Source organism: Campylobacter sp. CFSAN093227, assembly GCF_012897855.1.
Classification (GTDB): Bacteria; Campylobacterota; Campylobacteria; order Campylobacterales; family Campylobacteraceae; genus Campylobacter_D; species Campylobacter_D jejuni.
On the sequence record NZ_CP040610.1, the window covers coordinates 1137597 to 1152819 of the forward strand.

The following is a 15223-nucleotide window of genomic DNA, read 5'->3' on the forward strand; positions in this document are numbered from 1 at the left end:
AATTTACTTTTTTTTAAGATAATAAATTATCGCATTTTGTTCGCCAAATTCCACGGTAAAACGCAAGGGTAAAATTTTAACATAAGTTTCACTTTGAGCACGTAATAAGTCAGTATTAACAATATCCTTAACACTGATTCTAGCCCCTATAAAGCAATCGCTTAACTCATCTTTATGAGAATTTAAAAAATTAAATTTAATTGTTTTTGGCATATTATCATCAATCAATCCTAAAGAAGTTCGAGGTAAAACTTTTAAATCTTGATCACTATAAGAAATTTCACATACCCATTGTTCTTCAACATTTTCGCTTTGCGTCATTGCTAAGGATAAATTTTGATTTTGATGAAAGAGAATGAAATTTTTACTAGAAAGCTCTGCCCAAAAAATAAATTCATCTTGGGCAAAAAGCTTAAAGCTAAGAAAGATTAATAAGCAAACAATTCTTTCCACTTGTCTGCATCGATTTTAAGTTCTAAGTTTACCCTATAAAGCCCTTGATTAAAATTCTGATCAATAATACTTGCATTTTTTATCAAACCATTTACTTGCGCAGTAATAGTTGAACTTCTAAGCATTGCATCTTTTACGGTGTCTTTACCATTCACTTTCACACCATAAAGCTTACTTGCAAGCTGTCTGTAAGCATCTGTAATCGCTGCTCTTTTTGCTAAAGCTAGGGCTTGAGCAGTAGAAACTGTATTCATCGGAGCAATCCCTTCACCAACTGCTGTAAAACTAAGTTCCGTTTCGCTAGCATCTGGAGCCAACATTTTTTCTTCTCTGATAATATCACGCACATCATCTTTATCGACTTTTTGCACGATAACATCTTGAGATGGGGCAGTGCTATTTGCACTTGAATTTTTAGTTGCACTGTTTGCACTTGATACACAACCAGCGAAAATTCCTGCTATTGCTAGCATAAAATAAATTTTTTTCATTTTTACACCTTCAAAATATTGTAATTAGTAAAAAATAAAAAGCAATAAGCGTTCCAACTTTAAACTTATTACAAATCTAAACCAAAGTTTTCATCGCTTAACTCATCCTCATCATTTTCCTCTTTAGGACACTTAGCGATGCTAACCACCTCGTCATTTTCCACATTAACTACAATGACACCACTCGTATTACGCCCTGCTTTTCTAATGCTTTGCATATCAACACGTATCATCTTGCCTGAACTTGTAAGAGCCATCAAATCCATAGTTTCATCTACTATAACTACGCTAATAAGATCTTTGGTTTTTTCTGTAAGTTTCATACAAATTACACCCTTACCACCTCTGCTTTGCAATCTATATTCTCCAGCATTTGTGCGTTTTCCTATACCTTTTGCACTTATGCTTAAAATTTCTTGCTCATCATTTTCTATAACAACTGCACCTACTAATTCGTCATTTTTCTCTTTAAACTTAATAGCCGTCACCCCACGACTTACACGGCCGATTTCACGCACTTTAGCAAGTGGGAATTTGATACACATACCTTTTTTGGTTACTGCAAAGAGCATTTTACCTTGTGTGCTTACACTTTCTTCATTTTCAAGATTTTCATCATCTAAATTTTCAATTTCTTGATTTTCTAAATTTTCTTCACCACCAGTGGCAAAAATTTCATCTTCATCTCTTTGAACAATAATAGCAGTTACCAACTCATCATTTTCATCCAAGTTGATCGCTCTAACTCCTACACTTCTGATATTTTGATATTCACTCAAATTTGTACGCTTTACAATACCATTTTTAGTAAAGAAACATAAAGATTTACTCTCATCAAAATCCGTGGTTGGAATAATAGCCATGATTTTTTCTTCAGCTTGTAAATTAATAAGATTTACCACTGCTTTTCCTTTAGCCGTTCTTGAGCCTTCAGGAATTTTATAAACTTTAAGCCAATAAAGCTGTCCACGATCTGTTACAAACATAAGTGTATCATGTGTATTTGCCGTAAAGAAACTTTCTATAAAATCATCATCATAAGTCGTAACGGCTAATTTTCCTTTTCCGCCTCGTTTTTGCTTTTCATATTGTTTACTAGGCACACGCTTAATATAACCACGATGCGTAATAGTTACAACCATATTTTCATTAGGAATCAAATCTTCAATATCAATATCATCATAATCATCTTCAATTTGAGTAATACGTGGCACATCAAATTTACTTCTAATTTCTTTTAATTCATCGCGAATTAAATTTTCAAGCAAGGTTTCACTTTTTAAAATTTCTTCAAGTCTTGCAATTTCTTTCATTAATTCTGCAAGTTCATTTTCGATTTTTTCTCTTTCAAGTCCTGTTAAACGACCAAGTTTCATATCTAAAATAGCATTGGCTTGAAGCTCACTAAGACCAAATTTAGCTACCAAAGAATCTCTTGCGGTATTATTATCAGAACTATTTTTAATTAAAGCAATCACTTCATCTATATTATCAAGTGCAATTTTAAGACCTTCTAAAATATGAGCTCTTGCTCTTGCCTTTTGAAGTTCAAAAATCGTTCTTCTAATAATAACTGTTTTTCTATGGGTTAAGAAAAGATTTAAAAGTTCTAACAAAGAGAAAATTTTAGGTTCTTTATTGTGAATTGCCAACATAATCACACCAAAAGTACTTTCCATAGTAGTAGATTTAAATAGATTGTTTAAAACAATTTCACTCATAGCCTCACGTTTAAGCTCTATAACAACGCGGATTCCTTCTTTATTGCTCTCATCTCTTACTTCAGATATTCCTTCAATTTGCTTTTCTTTAACAAGCTCTGCAATCTGCTCTATAAGCCTAGCTTTATTGGTTTGATAAGGAAGCTCATCTATAACAATAACATCTTTATTTGTCTTTTTTTCAATATGAGTTTTAGCGCGCACTTTCACGCGACCACGCCCTGTGCGATAAGCTTCTATAATACCTTTTTTACCATAAATTATTCCACCTGTTGGAAAATCTGGACCTTTGATAAACTGCATAATCTCTTCTAAGCTTGCATCTTTACTATCAAGCAAATATAAAAGTCCATCTATCAACTCATTTAAACTATGAGGTGGGATGTTTGTCGCCATACCTACAGCTATACCACTTGAACCATTTAATAATAAATTTGGAACCCTAGAAGGTAAGACATCAGGTTCACTTTCTGAACCATCATAATTTGGAACAAAATCGACCGTATCTTTATCTATATCTTTTAAAAGCTCATGAGAAAGTTTACTCATTTTTGCTTCAGTATAACGCATCGCAGCAGCGCTATCACCATCTATAGATCCAAAGTTGCCTTGTCCTGTAATACTTGGATATCTCATAGAAAAATCTTGAGCCATTCTAACCAAAGCATCATAAACTGCTGTATCTCCATGTGGATGATAACGACCTATAACAGCACCCACTATACGGGCTGATTTGACAAAATCTGTTCTACTTTTTGCCTCATCATTTTGCATAGCATATAAAATTCTTCTATGAACAGGCTTTAAACCATCTCTTGCGTCAGGCAAAGCACGACCTATAATAACACTCATAGAATAGTCTAAGTAACTACCTTTTATAGAATTTTCTATATCTACAAGTTCAATATCAGAATCTTTGCTAAAAATATTCTCCATAAAAATCCTTCTATTAGTTCAAAGTTTTGATTATAGCATATTAAACTTTTGCATCAGCTAAAACAAGAGCAAAAAGTACAGAAATTTTATTTTCTTCTAAAACTTTTTTAGCTTCCAAAAGGCTAGAACCAGTCGTTACAATATCATCTACTAAAATTACAGGTTCGTGAATGGTTTTTAAGAGTTTGTAATTTCTTTTATGTTTTTGACGAAATTCTAAACTTTTTCCAGAATATTTAATATGATTTTGTGCTTTTAAAACATTAAAAACAGGTTTTACAAATTTTGTTTTAAGATATCTAGCTAAAATAGCAGAATGCGAATAAAGCATATCTTCAACCTTATCATCTAAAGCTATAACATTAATTGTCATTCTAGGATCAAAAAAATCTTTAAATTTTGCAAAACTTAATTTAGCAAGCATTTTATAAACAAAATAACCATAAAAATAATGTTTAGAGTGAAGCAAGTGTTGTATTTCATGGTATTTATAAAAAGAATAGACTTTGAAATTATTATCAAGCTTTCTTACATTTAAGGAAAATTCAGAAAGCTCTAGCTCGCATAATTCACAAAAGCAGAGCAGAGTAAAAGCTCCGCAATTTATACACCTCAAAGTTCAGAGATTAAACTAGCTGCTTTATTTGCCATTTGTTTTATTAACAAATGAGTATAAAAAGTTGTTTCTTTTAAATCATCAAAACCTTGTACATCTTGCTTGGTGCGGATTGTAAATTTCTTATTTTTATTTATATCACTAACTTGTAAAACTCCTACTAGTTTTGAATGTAATCCTATAGCATCTTGAGTTGCTCCATAAGATATAAATTCTAAATCAATCTTACTCACATAAGGTGAATTTTGATCGTTATTGTCAAGCACAACTATTCCTCTAGCTTCAAGTTCTTGTTTTAAATAAGTATAAAATACCGCATTAAAATTCACATCAACAAATAACTTTTTCCCTTTAGCATTTAAAACCTTTTGCCCTTCTTTTAAATCATAAAATCTATGTAAATAAACCTTTTTCAAAGCAATACCAGTGTCTAAAGTGCGTTTATTGGCACAACATTGAATTCCAACATCGCTAATGTATAAAAGCCCTTTAATCTTTGCTTCAAAACCACCAGGACTTTCACAAGAACTGCATTGAGAATTTTTAGAAATTTGATTAACTTGAGCAAAAGTATCTTGTTTAGTTGCACAAGCACTCAAAAATAAAATAGGCACTATAAAAATCAAAAATTTTTTAAACATTTTTTCTCCTTAGAAAATTATTTTAAAATTGTATTAAAAATACAAGCAAATTTCAAGCCAAGTTTTAAATTTATCATCAATCTATCTTTAAAACACTCAAAAAAGCCTCTTGAGGTAAATTTACCTTACCTATAGCTTTCATTCTTTTTTTACCTTCTTTTTGCTTTTCTAAAAGCTTTCTTTTTCTAGTAATATCCCCACCATAACATTTTGCTGTCACATTTTTACCCATGGATTTAACAGTTTCTCTTGCGATGATTTTATTTCCAATACTTGCTTGAATGGCCACTTCAAAAAGCTGTCTAGGAACTATTTCTTTCATAGCACTAACAAGTTCTCTTCCTTTACTTTGCGCTTTTTCATTAGGCACGATAATGCTTAGCGCATCAACATTTTCACCCGCTACCTTAATATCAAGTTTTACCAAATCCCCTACTCTAAATTCTATAGGCTCATAATCAAAACTTGCATAACCTTTTGTTAAGGACTTTAATTTATCATAAAAATCCATCACAATCTCATTTAAAGGCACATCATATTCTAGCAAAACACGCTCAGGTGTGATATAGTCCATTTTAACCTGTACTCCTCTTTTGCGATTTAAAAGAGTGATTAAATTCCCTAAAAATTCACTTGGAGTAATGATAGTAGCTTTAACATAAGGCTCTTTTATATGATCGATTTTATTAACAGGAGGAAGCTCGCTAGGATTTTGAATTTTAATAAACTCTCCATCGGTTTGATAAATTTCATAAGTCACAGTTGGAGCTGTAGCAATCAAATCAAGATTAAATTCTCTCTCAAGCCTTTCTTTGATAACTTCCATATGTAAAAGCCCTAAAAATCCTACCCTAAAACCAAAGCCTAAGGCCAAAGAAGTTTCAGGCTCATAAGTAATAGAACTATCATTAAGCTTTAATTTATCCAAAGCATCTCTTAAATCTTCAAATTTATCCGTTTCTATAGGATAAAGTCCCGCAAATACAAAAGCTTTAGCCTTTTCAAAACCACCTATGGCTTCTTTAGCTTTGTTTTTTACCAAAGTGATGGTATCGCCTACTTGTACATCACCTACGGTTTTAAGCCCTAAAACCACCACACCTACTTCGCCTGATTGTAAAGATTGAGTTTTAATTGGACTTAAAGGGTGGGGATAAAAAAGATCTTGAACTATATGTTTTTTATCCGTACTCATGACTAAAACTTCATCGTTTTTAGCAATACTTCCTTCATAAATCCTAACCAAAGCCAAAGCACCCAAATAATTATCAAACCAAGAATCATAAATTAAAGCCTTAGTAGGAGCTTCATCATCTGTTTTTGGTGCAGGGATTTTAGTAATAATTGTTTCTATAAGCTCTTTTATACCCACTCCTGTTTTTGCACTCACACAAATTGCATCTTTGCAATCTATACCTATAATATGCTCGATTTCATGCTTTACTTTCTCAACATCAGCATTAGGTAAATCGATTTTATTAATCACAGGAATGATTTCAAGATTATTTTCAAGCGCTATATAAACATTAGCTATAGTCTGTGCTTCAACACCTTGAGAAGCATCTACTACAAGCAAAGCTCCTTCACAACTTGCCAAAGAACGACTCACTTCATAAGAAAAATCCACATGGCCAGGAGTATCAATAAGATTTAAAACAAAATTTTCATTATTAAATTTATAATTTAAACGCACTGATTGTGCTTTTATGGTGATACCACGCTCTTTTTCTATATCCATAGTATCCATAACTTGTGAACTCATCTGCCTATCGCTAATAGCACCACACTCACTAATAATCCTATCTGCAAGAGTAGATTTTCCATGATCTATATGAGCTATAATAGAAAAATTTCTAATATTTTTTACCGACAAAATTTCATCCTAAATATAAAATTTTAAAGCTAGGATTTTAACAAAATTTATGTTTAAAACAAATAAATTTTATTTTATATAAAAAACTTCAATTGAAATTTATATAAAACATATTAAAATATCAAAATGTTTGAAAAATATTTAAAATCAGCTATATTTTTAGCTCTTTATCCCTTAGCAATGTTAGCTTCTAATTTGCACGAATTTATAGCACTAAGTCAAAATAATGAATCCTATCTCATTAAGCAAATGCAAAGCGAACAAGCAAATTTAGACAAAGAACAAGCTTTTAGAAATTACCTACCCTCTCTTAGTCTAAACTCAGCTTATGTAGCCAACAATAAAGATCGCTTCATTATCGATCCACAAGAAAGTTTATTTGCTAAAGTTTCTCTTAATTTTTTGCTTTTTGATGGGGGTGCTAGAGAGGCTAATTTAAGAGCTTTAGAAAGCAGAGAAAAATTAAGCCTTTTAGACAAAGAACAAAATAAAAATTACCTTGCCCTAAATGCAATCACACTTTATTTTAACACCTTAAGTCTTGAAAAAATTTTACTAGCCAATCAACAAAAAGTATCTTTTTTAAAATCAACTTTTGAAAGATTGCAAAAATTTTACGACGCAGGACTTAGCCCTAAAGATGAACTTGAAAGCATTAAGGCTAAATACCATTTAAGCTTATTAGAGCTCAGTCAAAATGAATTAAAACTTGCCAATATACAAAAAGAGATTAAAATTTTAAGCGATACGGATTTTAAAGTGCAAGGGAATGCTTTTTTAGAAAATCCGCAACAAGAGAAAAGTCAAAACTATGAAGTAATGATAGCTAAAGAACAAATCAATCTTGCTAAAGAAAGTGTAAATTTAGCAAAAGCTGAATATTTTCCAAAATTTTATATTCAAGATAATTTTAACTTTTATAAAAACAATTATAATCCAAAAGTTCCAGCTCCTTTTGCAAATTTAGCGGATCAATTCTTAGAAAAATATTCTCAAGGTAATCAATTTATTTTAGGTATGGAATGGAAAATTTTTGATTTCAATGCAAGGGCGAAAGAAGTTGAAAAAGAGCGTTTAAATGTTCAAATAGCCAATGCAAATGCAAGATTTAGCGAGAGAAAAAATAAAGAAGAATTAAATTATTTAGACAAAAGTTTAAAAGTTTTACAAGAACAAATTTTAGCTCTTAATCTTAGCTTAAATGCTGCAAATTTAGCTTTTGAAAGTGTAGATAAAAAATACCAAGCAGGACTTGTTTCTTATGTAGAATATCTTCAAGCTTTAGAGGTTAAATTTAAAGCACAAAGCGATTTAGAGCTTGCTAAAAATGAATTTGAAATTACTAAAGCAAATTATTATTTTAATGCGGGTATAGATCTTAATTCAAAGGTTAAAGAATGAAAAAAATTCTATTTTTACTTCTTGTTTTTAATTGCGCCTTTGGCGAAGAAATTTACGCAAGTTTCAATGTAGAAGCATCAAAACAAAGCAAACTTGCCCTTGAAAGCATAGGTTTGGTTCAAAAAATTCCTGTAGAAATTGGACAAAAAGTCAACAAAGGAGAACTTTTACTTGCTCTTGATCAAGAAAGTGAAAAAATAGCTCTTCAAAATGCTCAAAATTCTTATCAACTTGCCCTTGTAGAATACGAAAATACCAAAAGTAGGATGCAAAAAATCAAAGCTGTAGAAAATGTTATAGACAAACAAAGCTATGAAGATATGAAAGCTAAGTTTGATGCTGCTAATTTAAATTTAAACAAAGCAAAAATCAATATAGCTTATTATAAAAATATCATGGCAAAAAAAGAATTACGCGCACCTTATGATGCTATTATCGCAAACAAATTTATACAAGTGGGCGAAGGAGTAGGAGGAGTAGCTCAACCTTTAATAGAAATTTTTTCCTATCCACAAAGCAAACTGATTTTAAGTTTTGATGAAAAATATAAAGATAAAGTTAGATTAGGCGATGATTTCTTTTATAAAATCGATCAAAATGGTACAGAATTGAAAGGAAAAATCAGCCTTATTTATCCAAGTATAGAAGTAAAAACAAGAAAAATTTATGCTGAAGTGCAAACCACAAATCTAACACCAGGGCTTTTTGGTGAAGGTAGAATCATCACTAAAGATTAAAAATGTTTAAACTAGCTATAAACCGACCTATTACCGTGCTAATGTTTTTCTTAGCTCTTATGATTTTTGGGCTAATCTCTGCTTTTAGCATGAGTGTAAATTTATTTCCTAATGTTTCCATACCTCTTATAAAAATCACAAGCAAGATAAATGGGGATTTAAATTTCGTAGAATCAAAAGTCACTAAAGAAATAGAAAATGCTTTAAGTGAAATCGATGGAGTAAAGACCATAACCTCAGCTGCATATGATAATTTTAGTGTAAGTGTAGTCGAGTTTAAACTGGGTAAAAATCTTGAAGTAGCTGCCAATGATGTGCGTGATAAAATAGGAACTTTAAGCCTACCTTCTAAGCCTGAAATTGAAAAAATCAGTTCAGATTCTGGTTCTGCTATTTCACTTTTTCTATATTCTAAAGATAAATTACAACTCATGCGTGAAATCAATGACAAAATAAAACCTTTTTTGCAAAGAGTTGAAGGAGTAGGTAAAATCGAAGCTAAGGGGTTTTTAGAACCCCAAATTCGCATAGAATTAAAACCAAACGAACTTAGAAAATACAATCTTAACGCCCTTGATGTAGCAAATATCATCAAAAGTCAAAATTTTAAACAAGCCCTAGGCGAACTTAACAACAATCAAGATAACTATATCATCAAAGGCTATTTTGAAGCCACAAATTTAGAAGAACTTAGCAATCTTCGCATAAAAACAGGAGTATTTTTAAGTGATATTGCTAATATTTCAAGCCTTTATGAAGATGAAAAACAAAGTGCTTTATACGAAGGTAAAGAAGGGGTGCTTTTAGAACTCGGAAAAATCACAAATTATAACACCCTTGAAATGATTAAAAATATCAAAAATGCCTTGCCTATTTTAGAAAAACAAATTCCAAAAGATATAAGCATTAATATGCTTTATGATAAAAGCTTAAATATCCACAAGCACCTTTCTCAAGTGATTTTTGATATGGTTTTGGGGATTTTTCTAACCCTTGTTATCGTGTTTTTATTTTTAAGAAATTTAAGTGCAACTCTCATTGCTTGCATAGCTATACCTACTTCTATCATTTCAACTTTTTTTATTATCGATCTTTTAGGCTATGATTTAAACCGCTTAACTTTTATAGCTTTAACCTTAAGCATAGGAATTTTTATCGATGATGCTATAGTAGTGATTGAAAATATTGCTAAAAAACTAAAAACTTATCCGCCTTTACAAGCTGCTTTTTTGGGTATCAATGAAATAGGTTTTAGCGTTTTAAGCATAAGTATAGTTTTACTTTGTGTTTTTATCCCTATTTCTTATATGAACTCTATATCAGGGCTTTTTTTCAATGCCTTAGGCATAAGCGTTGCAAGTGGGATAGTTATAAGCTTTTTGGTTTCTGTATTTTTAATACCTAGTATTGGGGCAAGATTTTTAAATCCAAAAGAAAACAAGTTTTATGAAAAAACAGAAGCTTTTTTTGAAAAAATAGAGCAAAAGTATGAAAATTTACTCTATAAAATTTTACAAAATAAAGTAAAATTTATCCTAGCCACTCTTGTTTTTATAGGGCTTTCTTTTGCTTTAGCCACTCGCATAGGACTTGATTTTTTACCTATGGAAGATGATAGCGAAATTCAAGTTTTGCTTGAAAGCAAAAAGGATTTAAGTTTAGAAGCCATGAAAGAAAAAAGTTTAAATTTGCTTGAAAAAATCAAAAATGATAGCAATGTCAAATACGCTTTTTTACTTGTAGGCTATGATGATGCCAAAGATGCTACAAAGGCTAAAATTTATGTTAAACTTAAAAATTTAGACGAAAGAAATTTAAGACAAAGTGCCATAGTAAGTTTATATCGTCAAAAATTTCAAGATGAAAGTTTAAAAATCAAAATTTTAGAACTTCCAAAGATAGAGGGTGCAGGCATTGATGATCCCGTGCAATTTTTAATCTTAGGAGATGATTTAAACACTCTAAAAGAAGCTGCTTCTCAGGCAAAAGAAATTTTAGGCACTAATGCACGCATTGTAGATATAAGTGATAATGCTAATGCTACAAAGGATGAAGTAGCCTTACACATCAACAAAGAAAAAGCCAAACTTTTAGATGTCAATCCTCAATATATCGCTGGGGTTTTAGGGTATTCTTTCTCGCAACTTAGCGTAGGAAGCATGGATAGAGGCAATTCAAAAGATGATATTATCCTAAGTTTTGCTCCAGAATTTAAAAAAAACATAGAAGCTTTAAAGCGCATTAGCATTAAAAACAACCAAGGTATAAATTTAGAACTTTCAAGCGTGGTGGATTTTATATACAGTAAAGATTTAAAAACTATCAATCGTTACAATAAAAACCGCTCTGTGAAAATCACAGCTGGAGTGAATGATCTTTCCTTAGGAGCGGTGCAAAAACTTTTACTAGATAATATGGATAAAATTTTAAATAACAATCCAAGTCTTAGCTATGCTTTTTCAGGCTTTATCAATCTTTTAGGTGAAACCGTGCAAGGTTTTGCTATGGCAGTAGCACTTGCTTTTGTTTTAATTTATCTTGTTTTAGCCGCACTTTATGAAAGTTTTATTCTGCCTTTAATCATCATGATAACCATGCCTTTAGCCTTTGGCGGAGCTTCTATAGGGCTTTTTATCACAGGGCATAATTTTTCACTTTTTGTACTTATTGCCATCATCTTACTTTTTGGTATGGTGGGGAAAAATGCTATTTTACTCGTAGATGTAGCTAATAAAAAATGCCATGAAGGTTTAGATCCCGATAAAGCTCTTTTAATCGCTGGAAAATCACGCTTAAGGGCTATATTGATGACAACTTTTGCTATGATTTTTGCTATGCTCCCACTTGCTCTTTCAAGGGGTGCGGGCTATGAAGCTAATTCTCCTATGGCAATAGCCATTATCTTTGGACTTATAAGTTCGACTTTGCTTACCTTACTCGTAGTACCTGCACTTTTTAAATTTTGTTTTAAACTAGATAGCAAATTAAGAAAAATTTATGAGAGAGAAAAATTAAATTAACCAAAATGATTAATTTAATTTTTTTAAGTATTATTCTTATAAAGTGCTTTTAAGTTATCATAGGCGATTTGTATTTTTTCAAACTGTTCTCTTGCGTAAGCTTTTTCTATTGCACTTTTTCCTTGATGAAAATCAGGATGATAAAGTTTTACCAAAATCAAATATTTTTGTCTGATTTCACTAAGATCATTTTGCGGAGTGCATTCTAAAGTATTAAAATAATTACTAAAAAGCTTAGCTAAAGCATTAAATTTCCATTTCATATTTTCTTTATTGTGAATATTTTGGCGAAATTTTTTATACTCTTCGCGGTCAACTTCAAAATTCACGCAATATTTTAAATGCTCGCTCTCATCTGCAAAAGCTTCAAAAAGTTCAAGGGTATTCTCGTTTTTATATTCTAAAATTAGAATATTTGTCATTTCATTATATTCTATATTATGATTTTGAAAATAATTTCTTATATAAGTAATAAATAATTTTTCATTAGAGCTTAACTTCATCAAAATTCTACCCGCAACAAAATCAATCTTGATAAACAACATAGGCTTAAGCATATTATTTTGCTCAAAAATTAATCTAAAAGTTTTAAAATGAGCATCTTGTAAATTCTCTATACCTTCATTTGTGCTTTTACGATATTTTTGATCTAAAACTTTTAAGAAATAACGGCGCTGTGGAATTTCATTTTCTTCAAAAAAAGAAAAAATTTTATTTTTTCGTCCTATGACCTTTGTGAAATTTTTGGTAATCAAGTCTTTAAAATACTGAAATACGCTAATATCATCTGTATTAACATTGATAGTTTCTAAAGTTTGCACGATTTGCATCTATTTCTCCCATAAAACCTCATTTTCAAAAAGCTCTTTAGTGCCTTTTAAAATTTCATTAGGTGTATAATCGGCTTTATAAGATAAAGATTGACACTTTTTTACAAAATACCCAAGATAAATATAATCTAAGTTCATTTTTTTAGCTATTTGTATTTCATTGAGCAAAGAAAATTTACCCAAAGAAAAATACGAAAAATCAGGATCATAAAAACAATAAATGCTTGAAATTCCATCCTCTAAAATATCAATCAAATCAACACAAACGAGCTTATCTTCTATATAAAATGCAAGCTCATATCCAAAATTCATAAAACCATCGACATAAAGATTATAATACTGTTTAAAGCTTAAATCATAACGCTTCCAGTTCTTTTTTTCTTCCATAAAACGATGGTATTTATCATATAAAAACAAATGTTCATTGCTTAAATTGGGTGTTCTAAGTATAACTTTGGTGTTAATATTTTTATTTACAACCCTTCTTTCACTTCTTGAAAAATTATATTCATTAACTAAAATTCTAAGACTTAAACATTCATCACAATCTTTACAAATAGGGCGTGAAAAATACCTACCAAAACGACGCCAACCTCGTTTTATTAGCTCATTATTGATTTCTTTAGGGCAATTTTCAATGTATTTATACTCTATTCTTGAACGTTTATCCTTTAAGTAAGGACACTGATCTTCAAGAGTACAAAAACCAATCTCAAGCATTAAATTTTCTTAATATCTGCATTTTTGATAAATTCGGAAAATTCATCCTGTAGTTTTTCTTGCTTTAAGAAAATTTCTTGCATTTCCTTATCTATGTTTGTTTCTTGATTTTTTTCGCGAATATCTTTAGCTAGTTTTTCTAAATTTTTTACACTTGCACCACTCTTGCTTGACTTCTTCGCTAATTTTGGAGTATTGGCGTTAGCTTGCATTTCTTTTTTAATACTTTTAAGACTCTCTAAAAAATCCATCTATTATTCTCTACTTTCTCGTATTTTTTTAAGCGTAGCAGCTATTGCAACTATAACTTCTTCTTTATTTTCTTGATGACGATCTTCTGTTTTTTCTAATAATTCTTGCATATGTGTTTCTATGAAAGAGGTGTCTAAATACCCTCTTCTAAATTCTCTTGTTTTTGTAATAGCAATTAAAAATGGTATTGTTGTTCTAATATCATCAATCACAAATTCCTTCAAAGCACGCTCAAGTTTATTAACCGCTAAATCATAACTTGTTGCTTTAATAATAAGCTTTGCAAGCATGGAATCATAATAAGGCGGCACAGTATAGTCTTTATAAATATGACTATCAACCCTAACAGATGGTCCAAGAGCTGGGTAGTATTCTCCTATTTTTCCAGGACTTGGAATAAAATTTTTCCATACATTTTCAGCAGTAATTCTAGCTTCAATAGCAAAACCCCTAGGTTTAATATCGCTTTGTTCTAAGTCCAAAATTTCTCCTGCTGCAATACGAATTTGTCTTACAATAAGATCAATACCTGTAATTTCTTCAGTAATTGGATGCTCAACTTGAATTCTTGTATTCATTTCCATAAAATAAAAGCGATTATAATCATCAAGCAAAAACTCTATAGTTCCAGCATTTGTATAACCTACAGCCTTAGCAGCTGCCACAGCTGTAACACCCATAGTTTTTCTAAGATTATCTGAAATTCCAGGGCAAGGTGCTATCTCAATTACCTTTTGATGTCTTCTTTGAATAGAACAATCCCTTTCACAAAGATGGATAATATTTCCGTAGTTATCTCCTAAAATTTGAAATTCTATATGTCTGGGATTAACTACATATTTTTCCATAAATACTTCATCATTATTAAAGTATGTTAAAGCTTCTCTTTTGCAAGATTCAAAGGCATTTTCAAGATCTTGTTCTTTATGAACAACGCGAATTCCGCGTCCACCTCCACCACCTGAAGCTTTTAAAATAACAGGATAACCAATCTTCTCAGCAAAAATTTTAATTTCTTCCATGCTATAGGAATTTAATTTTTCAGTCCCTGGAACAATAGGTATGCCATTTTTAGCCATTAACTTACGAGCGATATTTTTATTTCCCATCTTATGGATTACTTCAGATTTTGGACCTATAAAAATAATTCCAGCATCTTCACAAGCCTTAGCAAATTCGTAATTCTCACTTAAAAATCCATAACCAGGATGGATCGCATCAGCACCACAAGCCTTAGCAATCTCGACAATACGAGCAACATCTAAATATCCTCTTATAGCATCCGTTCCTATGCGATAAGCCTCATCTGCGATTTTTACATGCAAACATTCACGATCAGGCTCTGTAAAAACTGCAACACTTTTAATATGTAAATCTCTACAAGCACGGATTACTCTAACAGCTATTTCAGCTCTATTTGCTATGAGAATTTTATGGATTTGATTCATAATTTGCCTTTTTTGTTATATTTTTATTGTTAATTTTAGCAAATTTTCCTTACAAAAACTTAGCAAAAAATTTAATTTATTTTA

13 protein-coding genes are annotated in these 15223 nt (G+C 30.8%); 3 read left to right on the forward strand and 10 right to left on the reverse strand.

Features of this window, described 5'->3' with window-relative positions; all coding sequences use genetic code 11:
- Nucleotides 1-3 precede the first annotated feature (3 nt).
- The 6 genes from flgQ to lepA all read right to left on the reverse strand — a co-directional run bounded on the left by flgQ (nucleotide 4) and on the right by lepA (nucleotide 6731).
- Nucleotides 4-453 (reverse strand): flagellar assembly protein FlgQ, encoded by a 450-nt coding sequence (flgQ, locus tag FBF06_RS06020; protein ID WP_002852929.1) that lies wholly within the window; start codon nucleotides 451-453, stop codon nucleotides 4-6.
- Nucleotides 429-944: a flagellar assembly lipoprotein FlgP gene (flgP, locus tag FBF06_RS06025; protein ID WP_002859181.1), complete on the reverse strand. Its 516-nt coding sequence runs from the start codon at nucleotides 942-944 to the stop codon at nucleotides 429-431. Before flgP ends, flgQ begins: the two co-directional genes overlap by 25 nt.
- Before the next feature lie 68 nt (nucleotides 945-1012).
- Nucleotides 1013-3601, reverse strand: a complete 2589-nt coding sequence (gene gyrA, locus FBF06_RS06030) for a DNA topoisomerase (ATP-hydrolyzing) subunit A (protein ID WP_002873314.1) — start codon at nucleotides 3599-3601, stop codon at nucleotides 1013-1015.
- A 40-nt stretch (nucleotides 3602-3641) separates the two neighbouring features.
- Nucleotides 3642-4217 carry a ComF family protein gene (locus FBF06_RS06035; RefSeq protein ID WP_002909146.1) on the reverse strand — a complete coding sequence of 192 codons (576 nt, stop codon included), beginning with the start codon at nucleotides 4215-4217 and terminating at the stop codon, nucleotides 3642-3644.
- Nucleotides 4214-4858, reverse strand: a complete 645-nt coding sequence (gene mapA / locus FBF06_RS06040; protein WP_002852941.1) for an outer membrane lipoprotein MapA — start codon at nucleotides 4856-4858, stop codon at nucleotides 4214-4216. Before mapA ends, FBF06_RS06035 begins: the two co-directional genes overlap by 4 nt.
- Nucleotides 4859-4934: 76 nt before the next feature.
- Complete coding sequence (lepA, locus tag FBF06_RS06045) at nucleotides 4935-6731, reverse strand: translation elongation factor 4 (RefSeq protein ID WP_002868661.1); 1797 nt, start codon at nucleotides 6729-6731, stop codon at nucleotides 4935-4937.
- Nucleotides 6732-6857: 126 nt separating this feature from the next.
- Between lepA and cmeD the strand changes: the two genes are divergently transcribed.
- From cmeD to cmeF, 3 genes are read left to right on the forward strand one after another with little or no spacing between them, the layout of a single operon-like run.
- Nucleotides 6858-8132 carry a multidrug efflux RND transporter outer membrane subunit CmeD gene (gene cmeD / locus FBF06_RS06050; RefSeq protein ID WP_002852947.1) on the forward strand — a complete coding sequence of 425 codons (1275 nt, stop codon included), beginning with the start codon at nucleotides 6858-6860 and terminating at the stop codon, nucleotides 8130-8132.
- Nucleotides 8129-8869: a multidrug efflux RND transporter periplasmic adaptor subunit CmeE gene (gene cmeE / locus FBF06_RS06055; protein WP_002853727.1), complete on the forward strand. Its 741-nt coding sequence runs from the start codon at nucleotides 8129-8131 to the stop codon at nucleotides 8867-8869. The genes cmeD and cmeE overlap by 4 nt, the downstream gene beginning before the upstream one ends.
- Before the next feature lie 2 nt (nucleotides 8870-8871).
- Nucleotides 8872-11889, forward strand: coding sequence for a multidrug efflux RND transporter permease subunit CmeF (gene cmeF / locus FBF06_RS06060; RefSeq protein WP_052795900.1), 3018 nt, complete (start codon nucleotides 8872-8874; stop codon nucleotides 11887-11889).
- Between the two features lie 23 nt (nucleotides 11890-11912).
- Here cmeF and FBF06_RS06065 read toward each other — a convergent pair whose 3' ends face one another.
- Genes FBF06_RS06065 through FBF06_RS06080 form a run of 4 tightly spaced genes read right to left on the reverse strand, consistent with a single transcriptional unit; the run spans nucleotide 11913 to nucleotide 15139 of the window.
- On the reverse strand, nucleotides 11913-12719 hold the full coding sequence (locus FBF06_RS06065) for an adenylosuccinate lyase (protein ID WP_002854035.1): 807 nt from the start codon (nucleotides 12717-12719) through the stop codon (nucleotides 11913-11915).
- Nucleotides 12720-13439: an arginyltransferase gene (locus FBF06_RS06070; protein WP_002853863.1), complete on the reverse strand. Its 720-nt coding sequence runs from the start codon at nucleotides 13437-13439 to the stop codon at nucleotides 12720-12722.
- The gene (locus FBF06_RS06075) at nucleotides 13439-13690 is read right to left on the reverse strand and encodes a hypothetical protein (RefSeq protein WP_002853914.1); all 252 of its coding nucleotides are present in this window, start codon (nucleotides 13688-13690) and stop codon (nucleotides 13439-13441) included. The genes FBF06_RS06070 and FBF06_RS06075 overlap by 1 nt, the downstream gene beginning before the upstream one ends.
- A 3-nt stretch (nucleotides 13691-13693) precedes the next feature.
- Entirely contained in the window at nucleotides 13694-15139 is a 1446-nt protein-coding gene (locus tag FBF06_RS06080; RefSeq protein ID WP_002854140.1) for an acetyl-CoA carboxylase subunit A, read from the reverse strand.
- Between the last annotated feature and the right edge of the window lie 84 nt (nucleotides 15140-15223).

Bases quoted from the DNA above. Each gene is read 5' to 3' on its own strand.
- flgP (WP_002859181.1), bottom strand. From the start codon at position 944: ATGAAAAAAATTTATTTTATGCTAGCAATAGCAGGAATTTTCGCTGGT.
- gyrA (WP_002873314.1), bottom strand. From the start codon at position 3,601: ATGGAGAATATTTTTAGCAAAGATTCTGATATTGAACTTGTAGATATA.
- mapA (WP_002852941.1), bottom strand. From the start codon at position 4,858: ATGTTTAAAAAATTTTTGATTTTTATAGTGCCTATTTTATTTTTGAGT.
- cmeD (WP_002852947.1), top strand. From the start codon at position 6,858: ATGTTTGAAAAATATTTAAAATCAGCTATATTTTTAGCTCTTTATCCC.
- cmeE (WP_002853727.1), top strand. From the start codon at position 8,129: ATGAAAAAAATTCTATTTTTACTTCTTGTTTTTAATTGCGCCTTTGGC.
- cmeF (WP_052795900.1), top strand. From the start codon at position 8,872: ATGTTTAAACTAGCTATAAACCGACCTATTACCGTGCTAATGTTTTTC.
- FBF06_RS06065 (WP_002854035.1), bottom strand. From the start codon at position 12,719: ATGCAAATCGTGCAAACTTTAGAAACTATCAATGTTAATACAGATGAT.
- FBF06_RS06070 (WP_002853863.1), bottom strand. From the start codon at position 13,439: ATGCTTGAGATTGGTTTTTGTACTCTTGAAGATCAGTGTCCTTACTTA.
- FBF06_RS06075 (WP_002853914.1), bottom strand. From the start codon at position 13,690: ATGGATTTTTTAGAGAGTCTTAAAAGTATTAAAAAAGAAATGCAAGCT.
- FBF06_RS06080 (WP_002854140.1), bottom strand. From the start codon at position 15,139: ATGAATCAAATCCATAAAATTCTCATAGCAAATAGAGCTGAAATAGCT.